This is a genomic window from Chitinophaga filiformis (assembly GCF_023100805.1).
Classification (GTDB): Bacteria; Bacteroidota; Bacteroidia; order Chitinophagales; family Chitinophagaceae; genus Chitinophaga; species Chitinophaga filiformis_B.
On sequence record NZ_CP095855.1, the window covers coordinates 2,461,191 to 2,478,826 of the forward strand.

Sequence of the window (17,636 nt, forward strand, 5' to 3'; positions counted from 1 at the left end):
TTTAAAATAAGAAAAAGAGGCCTTTACGGGCCTCTTTTTTTATGTGGTGAATTTGCTTCACGGCATTATTGAAAAGTTATCAGTTCAATTTTGCTTTCCTGGATCCAACCAGGTATGGATGCCCTGGATATAAGGCATGTTTGCGGCAGGTATAAAGCGTACTTTAGCGCTTCCCGATCCATCTGGGAAAAGTTTATTCTCCCGGCTATTGAATACAAATATCGGTCATTTATCCTGCATTACTCCTTACTGTGATGGAAATTCGTTAGAATGTCTTACCTTTGTAAGCTGCGAAAGCAAACTGGGGTCGCCTGGTTTTGACAGCATAGATCTTTGAGAGTGTAAGCATGTCGTGCGTTGTATAATTAGCACGTAAATCTGAATATACAACCTTTAAATGGCGAATCTAACTACGCCATGGCTGCCTAATCAGCGATTAGCGCACCCATTTTGGCCGCCGCAAGTTCCCGTCTGCTAGAACTGCCGCCGCCTAAATCAAAACCTTAGCGGAATAGGTACTCATGGTTTCTGTGAGTGGGTACCGAAACAACAACGGATAAGGACCAGGCTGGTTAGTTGCGCCCCTGGCATGGTTCCGACACAATAATGCGCAAATAAACATGTAGAAAGCTTTCGGCGAATATGTTTGGACGCGGGTTCGATTCCCGCCGACTCCACATCAGAAATCCCAGATGGGAGAAAAAGGGAAAATATTTAACAGCTACTATAACAATGGTAGCTGTTTTATTTTATAGATGATCTCCTGATAAAATACTAGTTATACTCCTTGTAAATTCATCGCATGTTGATATGACACCGTTTCCTTCAGGCCATCACAATCCTCTGGGTATATAATCGGCTGATCTGAAAGAGTTGCGCGTTCCTTTTCCGTGGAGTAATTGTATGGAAATCTTCCTTTAAATGCCGATTCCTTGTGATACAGAATTTTAATAGCTGTGGTTACCTTCGTGCTACGAAAGCTGATACCATTGCAAACAAGATATTCAGGAAAGATGATGGAAATTAGCTTTCTCTTAATTTGAATATTCCCTTCTTCATAGATATGATGAAGATTGGAGAATAGCGATAAACAGCTCTTTGCAACGTCTGAAAACCTGCTCTTTTTTTTGGCAAGTATTGATCAGATCACATAGAATAGTTATTTGATTTTGGGATCAGTTTTGATTGCTTTAAAGTCTGCGCTATCGATATCTCGATGCAAAAGTAGTTCCGGGCTTTTTCTATTTTGTTGTTTAGTTCATAAACTTTCTTTGTCAAATTGGTTCATTCTTGACGTCATTAAGAACAGTGATACGGGCAAGTATGAAGAGTAGATTTGAAACTTACTATATCATTATTTAAAAAGCACAAATATGGGAACAGAATTTTTCTCAGAAGAGCAGCTGACAATTGTTGAGGAACTATCGGCGGTGCTGCAAAACTGTAAGGAAGCGGCTGATGGACAGTCTGCCTAAAGATATACTAATTTGATTCTTGAAATAGTTTTAGGTTCCTAATTGCCCTTCTCATGGTTTCAATAATATTTTTCCTGCCGGACGCTCGTTTAGCAAGTACTGATGGGCTTCTTCAGCTTCATTAAGCATAAATATTTTAGCGATTGGGGGCGCTATTTTTTCGTTGGCCAAAAGAATGATAATCTCTTGTAGGACTTCACGTAGTGCCTTGGTTCTAGAAGTAGTGACGTAGAGTTTTACGTGTTTTTTTTGGAAGCTTAATTTAAGCAGCAATAACGGAAGCATCGCCTTGATTAGCTTCCAAAATGGCGAACCATTTCCATTGATAGCAGAACCGATACCAAAGGAAACAAGGGTACCACCGGAACGAACTACTTTAAATGATCTGAAGAGTTGAGACCCACCTATAGGATCTAAAACTGCGTCGATATTCGCCTTTCTTTTTCTGATGAATTCAACAAAGTCGTTACTTTGGTAATCAATGGCGGTTGCTCCTTCCTGCTTTACGGCATTAATTTTTTTAGCTGAAACGGTTCCATAGGCTTCTATACCTAGGTATTTGCAGAGCTGGAGTACCGCTAACCCTATTCCCCCTCCGGCCCCATGTATCAATACACTATCGCCTTTTTTGAGTTTTGCTACATTTACCAGTAATTGGTAGGCCGTGGTATAGTTCAACACCGATGCAGCAGCAGCTTCCGGTTTTATCGAACTGGGGAGCAATATCAGCTCTGTAACCGGGAGCGTAATGTAAGTCGTATACCCCCCGGTCAATGTCAAGCCTGCAACCCTATCCCCCTTTTTGAAATTCACGACACCTTCGCCGGTAGAGATAATGATTCCAACAATGTCGTAACCTGGCACCATGGGAAATTTACCGGGACTGATACCCTTTCTGAATAGGATATCACCCATGGCCACACCGCAATATTCAACACGGACGAGTACCTCTCCGATTTTAGGAGATAGAATCTGTTCTTTTATAATACTTAATTCAGCGTATTTGCCAGGATTTTTTATGGCCACTCGATGATTAACCTGATTACTGATAATATTTGTTGACTCTGACATTAGGTGTGTTCTTTATTTCACCCTATTAAAGGATACTGTTTTACCTAAAAGAGATATTCCGATATATCCACGGACAAGCATCACGTCCTGGTTCTTCAGTTTAATGGTACAACTGTACGTTTTACCACTTTTAATGTCATAGATCTTGCCGTCAGACCATTCATCTTTATCAAACCTGAAATGCTCAAGTATTGTCAGGTCTTTGAGAAAGCGCTCACGCAGATTGACATTTGTATTATTGACGTCTTTTTTTGAAGTCTTACCATCAGCTTCATACATATCTTTTGACCAAATCATCTTGCCAAAAAATTCTCCGTGCTGTTTGTAAAGTCTGATCTTCGATTCCCCGTTTTCCATAGCCCAGGTACCAATTATTTCATCACCGGTCTTAGTTTGTCCTAAAGCCGTGTTCCATAATAAAACAGCCAACAGCAGTGCTCCTAAAAAGATTTTTGTTTTCATATTTTATTGTTCTTTCAAAAGTAAATACATTTGGTAATCATTGGTTACTAGTAATCTAAAGGTTACCTGTAACATTTAGATCACTAGTATAATGGAAATGGAAAAGTGTTTAAAAAAGATTGATGAAAGAACAGTCGAAAAGCTGATCCAAAGAGTCGGTGATGCACTCTTTGTTCTTGGTGGAAAGTGGACGCTTAGGATCATCATAGCTTTGTATAATGGCAGTAAGCGATTTAGTGAGCTCCGGCGTGCGGTCAATGGAATTTCGGCAAGAGTGTTATCTAATGAATTGAAGGATTTGGAAATGAATGGATTTCTTAAGCGTGTCGTCGACAACGAAGGCTTTTCGGGTACAGTGTCCTATGAATTGACCGATTACAGTTTTACCTTGGAGGAGGTCGTTTTGGCCCTAAGCAGTTGGGGAGAAAAGCATCTGGAGACGATAAAAAAATCACTGTAAAGGCAATCACCTATTAGCAACGCCCAGGAACGGGAACAATACAGTGAAATGTGTAGTTTCCGTTTTTTTATTTTGCCAAACCTGCACCTGACTAACCAGACACCGGAACACTGCATTTTTTCCGGCATTTGAAGGCATTACTACTTACGTCTGGTTACTAAGCAATATTATCGCAAAGACCAGGTACAATTGATAGATGCCAGCCGACGTTATCGTAAACTGCACGAAAACCCGGGCAATAAAAACTGCGAATTTGCACCTGAGCATATAAGGGAGATAATGGACGTATATGAGCGAATGTTGGCTGTTTATCCCGATCAATGGCAATTCCTTACAACCATACAAAAGGCCAGGGTAGCAACCTTGGATGATCAATTAAAGGCTACTGCATTTTCCTGTATGTAGCCTCAGACTTGCCAGGATCACTGAGACCTCTGCTCATGATAAATAGCCGGTAAAGGAAGACGCCTGCCAGGCGCAGCTGGTAGCCCGCCATCAATTTATCACTTACTTAAAATTTTCCTTGTTACAAATTCATTAAAGAAATGATCCCTGTAAATATTGCCGATCGGTATTTCGTTTTTCCCTATGTATACCGTATTGTTATCGACAGAATCTATGTTGTTTACATTGATGATGTAAGATTTACTGACCCTGACAAAAAAGCTTTTTGGAAGCAGGTCATGAATAGTTTTAATATTCATTAGGGTGATCACTTTTTGATTTGCTAAATAAATGATCACATAATCTTTTAAGCCTTCAATGTAAAGTATATCGCTGAAATGAACTTTGAATATCCTTCGTTCTGATTTTACAAAAAAATAATCATTGGTTATGTTTTCTATGTTGCTGTTGGTATGATCAGTATGGAATAATTTACAATACGTCTGTGCCTTTTCAACCGCTTTTTGAAAGCGCTCCGGTTTTACAGGTTTGATCAAATAATCAATAGCGTCTACGTCATAACTTTCGGAAGCAAATTCATGAAAAGCTGTAGTAAACACCACTAAGGTGGTTTTGGGAATGGTTTTGGCAAATTCGATACCATTCACTCCCGGCATTTGAATATCAAGGAATATCAGATCTACAGCATTTTTTCCCAGGAAAGCTTTAGTGGCTTCTGCTCCGTTAAACGAGCCTATCACCTCCAGATTTTCTGTCTGTTGAACCAGTTTTTCGATAGCTTTTCTTGCCAATGGCTCATCATCTACGATTATACAGTTCATTTTTTTAGATTTAAAAGTAAGGTAACGCAGTACGTCTCCTGATTGTCTTCTATTTTCAAAGTATGTGAGGACGGGAACAGCAATTCTAATCTTCTTTTGACATTTGCCAGACCTAGTCCTCCTGACTTATTAACAGCTTTCACCGCGGGTTTCGAGTTTACGCATTTAAAAAAAAGCCCATTGTGGCCCACATCAAAATATAAATTCAGATAGGATAACTTCGCTGAGTCGTTATTATGCTTTACGGCATTTTCGACAAATGATATAAATAATAAGGGAGGCACCTGAACTCCGCTCAATTCACCTTCTTTGGATATTAAAAAACTGAAATTATCCCGTCTTATTTTCTCCAGGTTCAGGAAATCTTCTAAAAAATGGATCTCCGAAGTTAACAGGACTTTATCTCTTGAGCTGTCATAAAGCTGATAGCGAAGCAGATCACTTAGTTTCACCAATACCTGCGAAGCTTTTTGCGGATCATCCTCAATCAATACGTTGGCATTGTTGAGCGTATTAAAAAGGAAATGCGGATTGATCTGATTCTTGAGCTGTTCCAGTTCACTATTGGTGTTAGCTAATGCCAGGTCATGGATCAGCTGCGCATCAGATATCCACCGCTGAAATAACTTAATTGCTGCCGATGCTATGATAAGCACCATAGTCATAAAGGAAAAAGTAAAAAAGTTAATGTTGTCGTCCTCGTTAGGCAATAGATTACGTTTAAAGGAAACAGCAAAAACTTCGTGAATATAATACGAAATGACCATGCCTGAAAGCACAAAAAGACCATAGCTCAGGTATTTGTTTCTGAACAAAAATCTGGGAACAAAGAAATACATGTTACTGTAGGCTATCAGGATTATCTGAAAAAAAACGACCAGTCTGTTATATGTCTCAAAAGGTTCTACATAGTCCGCCGGACTGTAATATAGAACAACAAGACAAAAGATGATCAGTAAGATATGTCGCAGAAAACGGTATTTTTCTGAAATAATTAACTGAAGCATCCAATTAGCATCCATAGTTTCTTCATGTAAAGGTTTACCCATAAATCTAAATCTTAGGCAAATCAAGCGATCCTCCGGAATTAAACAAAGTTTACTATACAAAAGCCCTGTAATTATATACCAAAATGAGATTTAAAGACGATATCCATTCCCCTGAGTGCAATTACATGCCCGCCGGTCAGCCGCTTATAGGGATGGAGTTGACTGAAAGAGATTTCTGCCATTAAGCGGAAAGGTTTGCCGCGTGCCTAAGCGCAAGGTCTCTTGCGATGTATACATGGCCGGGCAGTTTTACCGGATTGCAAAAGCTGGCAGGACGACTGGCGATGTCTGATTATAAAAAGTATTCTTACTGTAACGCTTCTGTTACTGAAATCTCCCGCCGCATTTATTTTTCTATATGTAAGAGCTGCGTTGATATATTAAGCTGCATGTTTTGTATATATAAAAATCGCGGGTTCTGTAAAAATATAGTTTAGCCGAAAATATGGCATTTAACTCAAACTTTTATAAATGAAAAACAGAATCCTATCTGTGCTGATACTTTTTTTTGCGCCGGTATTCTATGCTTATTCGCAGGAAAAAGTTACCCTTAGCGGCACGATCTCGAACAAGTCCAATACTGAAACACTCATTGGCGTAAGCATATATATTCCGGAAGCGAAAGTAGGTTTGACGACCAATTCATACGGATTTTATTCCACAACATTGCCTAAAGGAACCTATACCGTTATCCTGACCTACGTGGGTTATGATCGCCTGGAAGAAAGTATCACACTCACCGAAAATACAAAAAGGAACTTTGGGATGACGGAAAGCAGCAAAACCCTGGATGAAGTTGTGATTAAGAATAATACTCCGCTGGCTAACATCCGCAAGCCTGAAATGAGTACCAATAAGCTATCTATCGCCACGATCAAAAAGATGCCTGCAGTTTTGGGTGAGGTAGATATTCTTAAGTCGATCTTGCAGCTTCCCGGAGTTACTAATGCCCAGGAAGGTGCGACGGGATTTAACGTAAGAGGCGGATCTGTAGATGGTAACCTGGTATTGCTTGATGAAGCCGTTGTATATAACACCTCGCATTTATTCGGGTTCTTTTCTGTCTTCAATGCTGATGTGATCAAAGACCTGAAACTTTATAAGGGAGGTATCCCCGCTAATTTCGGCGGACGTATATCATCTGTACTGGATATTTATCAAAAAGAGGGGAACAACAAGGCGTATCATGTAAACGCGGGTATCGGATTAGTCTCAAGCCGATTGCTAGTTGAAGGTCCTATCGTTAAGGATAAAAGTTCTTTTGTGGTTGCGGGGAGAGGATCTTATGCACATCTCTTTTTGAAAATGGCCAATGAACCCAATTCAGCCTATTTCTACGATCTGAACACCAAGTTCAATTACAAATTCAATGATAAGAACAATGTGTTTGTTTCAGGATACTTTGGCAACGACAACCTGAACTTTAATAACAGTTTCATCAACACCTATGGCAACAAACTTTTCAATCTAAGATGGAACCATATATTCTCCAACAAGATATTTTCTAATGCATCTGCCATTTATAGCGATTATGACTACCAGATCAAGATCAAGACTATCGGTATGGACTGGAAAGCAGAGGTGAAAAATTATAATTTTAAATATGATTTCAAACATTATGTTTCTAACAGCCTCACTTTAAATTACGGCATTAATGCAATTTATTACGATTTCAATCCCGGAACGATCAAGCCTTATGGAGCGGCTTCAGCCATCAATCCGGACCAGTTGGCTAAAAAATACGCTTATGAAAATGCAGCTTATATCAGTGCCGACCAACGTCTCTCTGATAAATTATCCGTCAATTTTGGACTCCGCTACAGCAACTTTCAAAGAGTAGGCGCGCAGGAAGTCTATACTTATGCCAATGACCAACCGGTTATTTATAATAAAGAGTTTCACATTTATGAAGAGGCTGATCCGACAGGAGTGGTCAACTATAAGAAAAATCAACAGATAGCCAGCTTTGGCAACCTGGAACCAAGGGTCGCTCTTGCTTATTCGCTGAACAACGATAATGCTATCAAGGCCAGCTACAATAGAATGAGCCAATATGTTCATTTAATTTCCAATACTGCATCTGCAACTCCGCTTGATATATGGGCTCCTTCTGACAAATACCTTAAACCGGAGATCTTAGACCAGGTAGCGCTGGGATACTTCCACAACTTCAAAGACGGCAAGTATTCCCTGGAAGCTGAAACATTCTATAAGAAAATAAAAAACAAGGCGGATTATATAGACGGTGCAGACCTGTTGGGTATTGATGCTATAGAAAGGGTGCTTTTGAATGGCGAAGCAAGGGCGTATGGCCTGGAACTGATGTTGAAGAAAAATACAGGTAAACTGACCGGCTGGGTTTCCTATACACTTTCTAAAGCGCAACAAAGAACACCGGGCAGAAATGCAGATGAACCGGGTATAAACAATGGAGAATGGTACAGGGCTAATTACGACAAATTGCATAATCTATCTGTTATCGGCGCTTATTCGGTAAGCCCAAAATGGTCTTTTGGCGCTATTCTTACTTTTCAAACCGGAAAAGCAGCGACATTTCCTAATGGAAAATATCTATACCAGGGTGTTGCTGTCGCGAGTTACGGAGCAAGAAATGAGAATTCTTTATCTGCGTACCACCGCTTAGACATATCTGCAACCTACACACCTAAGCCCAACAAGAAAAAAGGATGGCAGGGAGAGTGGAATTTCAGCATCTACAATCTTTATAACAGGAATAATGCAGCATCGTATTCTTTCAGACAGAAAGAGGAAACCGGAAGAAGCGAGACAAGAAGAATATCCATTTTCGGCATTGTTCCAGGCATAACGTACAACGTGAAATTTTAAAAACAACTTTCCTACTTTAAAAAAGATACAAAATGAAACTACTTAAAATAATGCTCATACCATTTGTTGCACTGCTTGTAACAGGATGCGAGAAGGTTATTACTGCGGATCTTAAAACAGCGGCGCCAAGACTGGTTGTAGATGCATCTATTGACTGGGTGAAGAATACAGCCGGCAATGAGCAAAAGATCGTGTTGTCCACAACAACGGGTTATTACAGTTCCGAATTCCCGGGCGTTTCCGGAGCTGTGATTACGGTAACCAACGCGGAAAATTCGGTTTTTAACTTTGTAGAAACGCCCGGAACAGGGCAATACATTTGCAACAATTTCCTTCCTGTTATTGGCCAGACCTATAATTTAAAGATCATTTTGAATGGAGAGACCTACACCGCCACAGAAACCTTGACCCCTGTTCCTAAAATTGAGGATAACATTGATCAGAACAACAAGGGAGGCGAGGCCGGTGATGAAATGGAGATAACATTTTACTATCGGGATGATGCCAGCCGGATGAATGCCTACCTGAACAGCATTACTCAGCCCTATTCAGTGTTTCCTGAACTTGAGGTTGAAGACGATGAACATACCAACGGTAATTTAATGCAGGAATCCTATTCACATGAAAAATTAAAAGCCGGTGACAGGGTAGACATCAAATTGTACGGCATCTCAAAAAATTATTACAATTATATGTTCAAATTGATAGTGGCCTCCGGTAATGACGGCAATCCTTTCCCTACCATCCCAAGTGCCGTTCGCGGAAATATTGTCAATCAAACCAATAGCCAGAATTACGCTTTTGGGTATTTCAGGCTGGCAGAAGTAGCTACCAAAAGCTATACCATCAAATAACCAGGTTTGGTGAGCGGAGTAAAGATTAAAGGTGATCCGCCTGATCGAAACCTTCGCTCACTCAATATTCAGAGCAGGTTCAGCTATGTCAGAATGTTTATCGACACAGTATGCTATGTGTGTAATTGAATAACTAAATGAGCAAAATAATAATTGTCCTTTTCCTAAGCTTGTCCTTCTTAAAAGTTAACGGCCAGAACACCTTAGTTGATTCTGCAGATCAAAAGAAGAACGTCCGATTCAAATACAGATCGCTCATATTTCCAACTGTTTTGATCGGTTATGGAGTTGTTGGCCTTACAAGCCCTGCTTTAAAAAAAATTAATAACAGTATAAGAGATGAGTTGAGCGCACAACATTTTAGAAAAGTTAAGCTCGACAATTTCACTCAATACACGCCGTCTTTATCTGTATATGCTTTGAATGCGTTCGGCATCCATGGAAAGAATAATTTAAAGGACAGAACCATCGTGATGGCAACGGCCTATATCATTATGGGATCCTCCATCAGTATCATTAAGAAAACTTCAAATATAGAGAGACCGGACAGCTCAAACACCAGGTCGTTCCCGTCCGGGCATACCGCTAATGCTTTTTTGGGCGCCGAGTTTCTATATCAGGAATATAAGGACATATCCGTTTGGTACGGTATCATGGGCTATCTGGTCGCTACCGGCACAGGTTTTTTAAGAATGACCAATGATAAGCATTGGCTGACCGATGTTGCCACAGGAGCGGGGATCGGGATCTTAAGTACAAAAATCGCTTATTGGGTACATCCATTTTTAAAGAAAACTATTTTTAAAGACAAAGATGACCTGAATGGTATGATTATGCCATTTTATAACGGAAGGGAGTATGGGTTGGGATTATCAATGATATTCTGATATCAAAACAATGACTAACAGTGAAACATTAGAAAAAGCGGATCAGGCTTTTAGCAAAGGAAACTACGGGGAGCTATTAATTGCCGTTGCTGCAATAAAATGATTAGTAATCTCTTTATCTAAGAATTAGAAACCCTTTAAAGGGAAAGTATCCTGGCTATAGCGAGTGGGGAAAAATTGATGCCGTTTAAACTAACGATAGAATGAAGCCTCATCAGAAAACAGTAAATTGTCTTCTGTTCATAACTCAAAAAGATGTAAAATGTACAGCATATGGACCAAAACAAAGCAATACAACCTGACAACACAGCAACAAGGACTGCACTATGGCGGGCATTGCATGTTCAGGCAGACGAGCTGCCTCATATAATTGAAGATGAAATAGGACTTAAATTAATTAGCCCGGAAAAAAATTGGCAGGAGCGTCCTGACATGAAATATACAAAGCGGCTTCGTGCTTCTATTGTTGCCCGTGCCCGTTTTATTGAAGATATAGCCAGGGAACAAATTGAAAAAGGTGTAAAGCAATATGTTTTGCTTGGTGCAGGACTGGATAGCTTTGCCCAGCGAAATGTAGACATTAGTTCAGAGGTGGACATTTATGAAATCGATCAGCCTGAGACTCTGGCATGGAAAAAAGAAAAGCTCATAGAGAACGGGTATAAAATTTCCGGTAATCTTCATTTCGTCCCTGTTGATTTTGAAACTTCGTCCTGGTGGAACGAGCTATTAAACAGCGGTTTTGACGTGCAGCAAACAACTTTTGTTTCTTGTACAGGTGTTACTCTTTACCTTACTAAAGACGCCATTATAGATACTCTTAAAAGAATGGCCCTGCTTGCTTCAGGCTCGGCTATTGCAATAACTTTTTATTTGCCTTTACAATTGCTTGAAGAAGAAGACAAGCCTTTAATGGAGATGTCCATAAAAGGCGCTGCTGCTTCGGGAACACCTTTTGTGAGTTTTTATTCCATTGATGAAGTCGTGAAACTTGCTGAAGAGATTGGTCTGAAAGAAGTAAAGACCGTTTCTACAAACGATTTGAGGGAGCGATACTTTAAAAACGGAACCGACAATCTGCTGCCTGCAAGCGGAGAATTTTTTCTGGTTGCCAAAACCTGAAATAACTTCCGGTACCGCATTGTGTTGGCCTGTTGAGGTTCGGCCATTTGCCGGCATCTCTATGTCTCTCGGTTTGTAATACGGCCATGCTCTCTGTCATTTCGGGACAAAAAGTTATCATCTGCTTCACAGGAACGGGACATCCAACAACTTCAGGCGTCCCGTGTCATTTTTGTTAAAAGCCGAGGTCATGACATAGAGAAAGCGGACTTCACTACAGCGTTTGGAACTACTCAAGTTCTGAACCCTGCATACAACATCCTTACCTTTTCTCTATACCGGATCCCGATCACCATTTCCTTATTGAGCGTAGTTTCAATAACATTGCCGCTAATGGCTATGATCGAATTTTTGGAAATAATACATGACCGGTTTATGCGGATAAAGTGCTTCCTGCCGAGATAGGTCTCTACCAGCGACATGGACAAGTGAGTAACATATTTTTTACCCTTGTGGTGTATGACAATATAATCCTTTAGCCCCTCTACCAAATGAATGTCCTGCTTCCACATCCTATATATTTTCTTGTCGCATTTTATCCATACGTGCTCTTCTTCCTCGTATATGTTCATCGAAAGGTCAGAGGTGGCTGTACCGGCGCCGTTTGCAGCGGCAATCAGCTCCATGTCGTCAGGTTCCGTTAGCTGGCTGTTGGACATCAATTTATTGAAGGACCTGCTGAAACTTTCATAAGACAAAGGTTTCATCAGGTAGTCATACACATTGTAGCGGTAACCTTCAATGGCGTATTTCGTTTCGTGCGACACAATGATGAGATGTTTACACAAGTTTGAAATACGGGCGAGGTTGTCGTATTCTCTTAAACCTGACATATGAATATCAACATAGATGATCTCGGGTTTAAGGAACGATGAATGATTGAGGGCATTGTCAATATCATGATAGCTACCGGCCAGCTCTACATGATTTGTCTTGTGGATATATTCTTTGAGCAAGCTGGCTGACTCCAGATCATTATCTACAATGACTGCATTTAAGGACGTATTTACCATAACGAAGGCATTTAGCTAGGTAGAAAGATTGAGACATAATAAGTGGTGGACCGAGGAATTTTATATGGGTTTCATTAAGCTCGACATGAATGATTAACAACGAGAATCAAACATGCCTGTCAGGATCTGTCGCAATAAATACTTGTGGGTATAACAAAATACATTATTTACGAACCTGATAACCTAAAATAGTAATTATTTCTTTTAAGTCCAAAATTTTTTGATGGAGTAAAATGCAGCAAATGGTGAGTACGAAACAATGATGTCTTTTTGCAGTGGATATGGATTTACTATCCGGCAGCACCCACTGCCGGGGCTGCCGGAATTATCTAAAGGTAACTTGGTATCTTACTTTTCAACTTCCAAGTGAAAAGTAAATATTGTTGGCGAATCTGTTACTGACCAGGTAAGAATGTTTGAGAAAGCTGTCGAAAAAAGTAGTCGCGCGCAAACGATCAAGGTCTGCCAGACAATGCTCTTCCAGTTCCCCGAAAACAGCTGTACAATCAGACAGCTCAATGTCTCCCCGTATGTCCATTACGGTGTTTCCGGTATAAGAATCATAAAGATGATACTCTTTTACGGTAGCATCCGGCTTGAATGATTTGATGACGCTCCAGACCATTTCTCCTGGTAAAGTGACATCCCATTTGATCTGATTTCTATGCAGGAAAAGTATGCTTCCGTCCGGTGCGTACTGAACGATAGTGTTGCCGGCAAAATTACCACGTGAGTCGAATTGCCCGCAAGCCCCCGGCTCTTTCTCTATCATGTGAAATGGAGCTTTTAATGCAAACCATGCAAATCTGAACGTATCCTTGTCGCCATGTAACATTTTGTAATAGTCCTTACTATTGCTGTTAAAAAAGCAGCAAAGATTCAGCGCCTGCCAGCAGCGTTCCTTGTCGATCAGTAGCTGCCCGCTTTCCTGTTCCTGTGACTGATATTGATCGCTTTCTGTAATGCGCCAGATAGGATTATCCGCGGATGTTTTCCAATAGTCCGGCCAGAAAAGCGCCCCATTATCCAGGTATTCCGGACAAGAGAACAGAAATGTGGGGTCCTTTACACAGATGTTATCTGCATCAACGAAAAGCACTTCTTTGAAAGCGCTTTTTATAATGGCCAACGATTTTAGATTGTATTTATACAGTGGTAATGTATCGTAATCATAGTCGTAGAAATCTTTACATTCCACAGATAGCTCTTCCAGTTTCTGAACAGCCTCCCTGGATAATTCATTTCCAAGATACCATACCTCGATCGGCAGCGTACATCCTAATCTTCTGAGCTGGCAGATCGCAATATAACAGCATGTGAAATATTTCAGCCCACCGGCACAAAAGACAATCCCTTTTCCACTGAAAGTGTTTGGATAGTCTTCCATATCGCTGACAAATTTTTTCCATGCACTATTCAGACTGCTGATGGATGCTTCGCAAAATTCAGCGCGTGTGAGTCTGATGCCGTCAAAGCCAAACATTCTTTTCATAATAGCGTTAACTAAAGATTGAAAAATTAAATGGAAATATTTTCTAGCAGGCATGGGTTCCACGCCCTGATATAGTCAAGTAATAATGTGCTGTTAATCTCGCTGACGGGTAAACTCAGATTATTGTAAAGGCCATTGTCCCTCGGACAATCCTTCAGGGACAATAATAGTTTTCTTCCCTCTTTCCTGGCAATCACCACACATTCAACAGCCGCATATTTCCACCATGGTATAGGGTTATAACTGTCAGATAACTTGCCGGTGTAAACAAGTATGCCGGGTCTGTCCTCTTCATAATGACCTACATTATCGAAGTAATGTATAATACCACTGGCAAGGTGTAACATGCCTGTGCAGGGACCTATGACGGCCTTCAGCCGCTTGCTGGACATTAGTCCCATATCTTTCCGGAGCCCACGTTTTGAAGAGATTAATATTCTTGCTTGCTGGCTGGGGGAAAGATGTTGTAGTAACTCGTAAATGATGCTGTCTTCCGAGCTTTGAAACAGCAATACTTTATAAGGTGTATTGTTAAGAAACTCATGGATCACCGCGGCACACACGCCAACAGGTAATACCTTCTGATGATTGGAGGATTCTATAACAAATATGATGAAGGCTTCATCGGGCAGCAATCCGGCTGTTGTAAGCCAATCTTCGGATGCCTGTACTTCATCCGGGCGGATAATGATTTCCCGGTGCGCATCATTCCGATACTGGTTCAAATGAACAGGAGAGAGGTTTCTTGAGCAGATCTTCGAATAGTCCAGTCTATACTGGTCAAGCTGGACTATCGGGTTCATGGCATCAAAGGTGAAAACAGCATTGTTCAAGAACCGGTAAGGCGCCTGCGCATAAGCGCCGAAAAATTTTACCTGTGAGTCAGCCTCGCACAGTATCAGCTGATAGTCGTCAAAGGGAATGTCCGCATAGGAGGTGGTGGAAAAATGGACTCCCTCGGGAAGAGAGTCACTAAACAATGTTTGCAACTTCGCAAAGTGTTCGTTGGCCGTACTGTTGATGGTAACGCGCCTGTATCCCGCGAAGCTTAGTATAAGTTTTTTCAGGAACACCAGCCATAGGTAAGAGTCTCCAATGAAGAAAGGGCGTGTCTGGTTGTCCAGGATAAGGATATTGTGTATTGGACGGTTACCGGCTTTTAAATTATTGAGCCTGATCTGTGCAATCTCGCTGAGAAAAAAATCTTCCTGTGCGGTCTTGCTAAATCCTTTGAAGCCGGTGAAACTTTTGGCAAACGAAGATGTACTATGTTGTAAAGTAGCCGGACCTTTATCTGTTCCGGCTGCGGGCAATAGCTGGGTTAACCGGGATACGTCTTTAAATACTTCATCGAAGAAAAGCATTTTCCCGCCATTGTTTATTACATGTGCGCCCACTTCATAACTGCAATGGCGATGGCATATAACTACCTGTGATGGTTCGGAATAAATATTTTCGGATCTGACGATCTTTGCATGAGCATGATGTTGATAGAAAGATCCATCCTGCTGCCATAATTCGTCATAAGGTACACCACTATCGTCAATGATCGCTATATCCGTATATCCAATCTGATCCATCACAAAGAGGGAGTGGTAAAAATGAAGGATGTACTCCTGATGTATATCTCCCTTTGAGATAAGATTGTATAGATTGTTGTACAGAATTATTCCCGCCATTAGTCAATGTTTACTAAAAGACAAAAAAAATCTGGCCAACATGCATTGGCCAGATTTGAGAATAAATTAGCTTCTCAGCCAACCTCCGGAAATGTGTGCCTGGCCAAAAGCAGAGAGGTCTGCACCGCCGGATATTGCATCGGCGTTGGTGATTTCTTCACCCAGCTGTTTCAGAAAAGATTCTTCAATGCTGCCAAGTTTTGCTTTCAGCTGATCTTTTGACAGAGAGCCCAAATCGATTGTAAATTTGGAACCGGGAGTGTTCTTTGAATTTGACATAACGATGTATTTTAGTTAAGTTAACAATATTATAAATGTATGTTACGGCGATCAGGAAAAGTAGTTTATTAGATGAATGTGTTGCTTTCGTAGATAAGTGTGATAAAAGCGTGGGGTATGTTTTTTTAGTGTGCGGTATTTTTGAAATGATACGTGTTTATAGCTTCATGCTACAACACTTTTCGGAACAAAATAACCTCGCGACGTCATCTGGATATCCACTTCATCACTGTCAAAATTAGAGCCGTCATGTATGATGTTTTCAGTTGGAGCAATGTATCCTTCAAAAGGATCCAGTTTAATAAATGTAACGGGGTATGATGGATATTTTTCGAGGAACAAACGTACAATTTCAGGTGATGGCATGTCTGTCAGATCCTCGTCAGCAAGATATTGTTCTATTAGCTGCCGCATAGTTAAGTTGATAAAAACAAAGTATCTGTGACCTTTACCAAGGTTAATGCAGATCCTGTTTCTTGCATTATCCAGTTGGTCAAGCGACAGGTTATCCCATATGTCTACATGAAGCCCAACCCTGACCGGCGGCCGCTTTTGATAGTTGATGGAAGATGTAAGCTGCCTCCGGTATCCGAAGTAAACTTTATGAGGCGTTATTTTTTCGTCGTCGTTGGAATACGCCTTCAGAAATTCGGTGACAGCTGTATCAAATGCCTCAAATGTGTCCGCATTTTTTGCTCTGTATACCTCAAAGTCCGACGCACTTTCGACATTGTGTATTTCCAGTCTTTCTGCAAGATCTATCAGCTGCCCGGGGAATTTCACGAGGCATATTGAATGGCCGGTGTCAAAATTATTTATTTGATCACTGACCAGCTGCTCATTACTGCTGATATCGGTCAGGTCATATGCAGGAATAAATGCATTGCGCGCATAGTGCTGTAGCGGAAGATCGCCCGATTTCAACGTGCCCGAACTATGCAGCACCTTACCCGTAATATCTATCGCCGGGTCGTACATTACTTTAATGAAGTTGCTGGTATCATTCATCGGATATATGTTATTGGTGACTAATTAACTTTCAAAGCAGCAGCGCTCCGCAGAAATACATAAAGGAGTATAGAAGATATGCCCGGATCAGCAATTTGGCGAGCATAGGAGAGATGCCTTACCAGGCTTCAGGTAGTAAACCCCGGATGATATTTGCTGACGAGCTGCATTAACCGATGATCCGTAGGAGCGGCTTTCATCTCCTGTCTGAATAATTCCCTCAGGTCAGTATCGTCTTCATGTACATATTTATGACGTTCACTGAAGGGAATAATATTGATTTTTTTTAGCTCCGACAATGTAAAAATGTAGGTTGCTATATCATCGATCATAATCTCTTTCACGGGTACCACAGGATGATCCGAGATCATTTCACCTTTCCAGATGTCTTCGCGGCTTTTAAAATCCTGCTTATTGAGAACGTATATGGATCCCTTTTTCTTTTGATAACGGAGTTGTATGCCATTTTCAATCCGCTCAATAAGATATGGCGAACGGCTGCCTGCATCCATCAGAATTGAGCAGAAATAGTCCCCGCCGGTTTTATCAAGGAAAAGAGAGGCTATGTAAAGATCCGCTGATGCATATATCACATGCTCTTTCAGTAGCAGGGAGTACTGGGGTTCTATTGTCTGCAGGTGTTGTACACCGCTACCATGAAATACGTAATCCATATTATTGTAGTTTCGTTGTTGGATGGCAGCATCTGGTA

General features: G+C 40.9%; 15 protein-coding genes and 1 other RNA gene. 6 read left to right on the forward strand and 10 right to left on the reverse strand.

Translation table 11 applies throughout. The annotated features are described in order from the left end of the window. Positions 1-303 precede the first annotated feature (303 nt). Positions 304-680: a transfer-messenger RNA gene (gene ssrA / locus MYF79_RS10225) on the forward strand. An 846-nt stretch (positions 681-1,526) separates the two neighbouring features. Here ssrA and MYF79_RS10230 read toward each other — a convergent pair. Both MYF79_RS10230 and MYF79_RS10235 read right to left on the reverse strand, forming a co-directional pair. After that, on the reverse strand, positions 1,527-2,546 hold the full coding sequence (locus tag MYF79_RS10230; RefSeq protein WP_247813774.1) for a zinc-binding dehydrogenase: 1,020 nt from the start codon (positions 2,544-2,546) through the stop codon (positions 1,527-1,529). Positions 2,547-2,558: 12 nt separating this feature from the next. Then, positions 2,559-3,008, reverse strand: coding sequence for a DUF2147 domain-containing protein (locus tag MYF79_RS10235; protein WP_247813775.1), 450 nt, complete (start codon positions 3,006-3,008; stop codon positions 2,559-2,561). A gap of 91 nt (positions 3,009-3,099) precedes the next feature. On the opposite strand from MYF79_RS10235, the gene MYF79_RS10240 reads away from it, so the two are divergent. Further along, positions 3,100-3,468 (forward strand): winged helix-turn-helix transcriptional regulator, encoded by a 369-nt coding sequence (locus MYF79_RS10240; protein WP_247813776.1) that lies wholly within the window; start codon positions 3,100-3,102, stop codon positions 3,466-3,468. A gap of 503 nt (positions 3,469-3,971) precedes the next feature. Here MYF79_RS10240 and MYF79_RS10245 read toward each other — a convergent pair. Further along, on the reverse strand, positions 3,972-4,694 hold the full coding sequence (locus tag MYF79_RS10245; RefSeq protein WP_247813777.1) for a LytR/AlgR family response regulator transcription factor: 723 nt from the start codon (positions 4,692-4,694) through the stop codon (positions 3,972-3,974). Beyond that, on the reverse strand, positions 4,691-5,743 hold the full coding sequence (locus MYF79_RS10250) for a sensor histidine kinase (RefSeq protein WP_247813778.1): 1,053 nt from the start codon (positions 5,741-5,743) through the stop codon (positions 4,691-4,693). The genes MYF79_RS10245 and MYF79_RS10250 overlap by 4 nt, the downstream gene beginning before the upstream one ends. 471 nt (positions 5,744-6,214) lie before the next feature. Between MYF79_RS10250 and MYF79_RS10255 the strand changes: the two genes are divergently transcribed. From MYF79_RS10255 to MYF79_RS10270, 4 genes are all read left to right on the forward strand, one after another. Then, on the forward strand, positions 6,215-8,590 hold the full coding sequence (locus MYF79_RS10255; protein WP_247813779.1) for a TonB-dependent receptor: 2,376 nt from the start codon (positions 6,215-6,217) through the stop codon (positions 8,588-8,590). A gap of 32 nt (positions 8,591-8,622) precedes the next feature. Continuing rightward, a complete protein-coding gene (locus tag MYF79_RS10260; protein WP_247813780.1) occupies positions 8,623-9,444 on the forward strand; it encodes a DUF4249 domain-containing protein in 822 nt (273 codons plus the stop codon). 137 nt (positions 9,445-9,581) lie between these two features. Then, positions 9,582-10,331: a phosphatase PAP2 family protein gene (locus tag MYF79_RS10265; RefSeq protein ID WP_247813781.1), complete on the forward strand. Its 750-nt coding sequence runs from the start codon at positions 9,582-9,584 to the stop codon at positions 10,329-10,331. A 273-nt stretch (positions 10,332-10,604) separates the two neighbouring features. Next, positions 10,605-11,453 carry a class I SAM-dependent methyltransferase gene (locus MYF79_RS10270; protein WP_247813782.1) on the forward strand — a complete coding sequence of 283 codons (849 nt, stop codon included), beginning with the start codon at positions 10,605-10,607 and terminating at the stop codon, positions 11,451-11,453. Positions 11,454-11,686: 233 nt separating this feature from the next. On the opposite strand, the gene MYF79_RS10275 is transcribed toward MYF79_RS10270, so the two are convergent. From MYF79_RS10275 to MYF79_RS10300, 6 genes are all read right to left on the reverse strand, one after another. Further along, positions 11,687-12,466 carry a LytR/AlgR family response regulator transcription factor gene (locus MYF79_RS10275; RefSeq protein ID WP_247813783.1) on the reverse strand — a complete coding sequence of 260 codons (780 nt, stop codon included), beginning with the start codon at positions 12,464-12,466 and terminating at the stop codon, positions 11,687-11,689. Positions 12,467-12,821: 355 nt separating this feature from the next. Next, positions 12,822-13,958, reverse strand: coding sequence for an alpha-1,3-mannosyltransferase family protein (locus MYF79_RS10280; protein ID WP_247813784.1), 1,137 nt, complete (start codon positions 13,956-13,958; stop codon positions 12,822-12,824). 26 nt (positions 13,959-13,984) lie between these two features. Beyond that, positions 13,985-15,637, reverse strand: coding sequence for a glycosyltransferase family 9 protein (locus MYF79_RS10285; protein ID WP_247813785.1), 1,653 nt, complete (start codon positions 15,635-15,637; stop codon positions 13,985-13,987). 66 nt (positions 15,638-15,703) lie between these two features. After that, complete coding sequence (locus MYF79_RS10290) at positions 15,704-15,916, reverse strand: hypothetical protein (RefSeq protein WP_247813786.1); 213 nt, start codon at positions 15,914-15,916, stop codon at positions 15,704-15,706. Between the two features lie 165 nt (positions 15,917-16,081). After that, positions 16,082-16,924, reverse strand: coding sequence for a hypothetical protein (locus MYF79_RS10295; RefSeq protein WP_247813787.1), 843 nt, complete (start codon positions 16,922-16,924; stop codon positions 16,082-16,084). 128 nt (positions 16,925-17,052) lie between these two features. Continuing rightward, a complete protein-coding gene (locus MYF79_RS10300) occupies positions 17,053-17,598 on the reverse strand; it encodes a hypothetical protein (RefSeq protein WP_247813788.1) in 546 nt (181 codons plus the stop codon). Between the last annotated feature and the right edge of the window lie 38 nt (positions 17,599-17,636).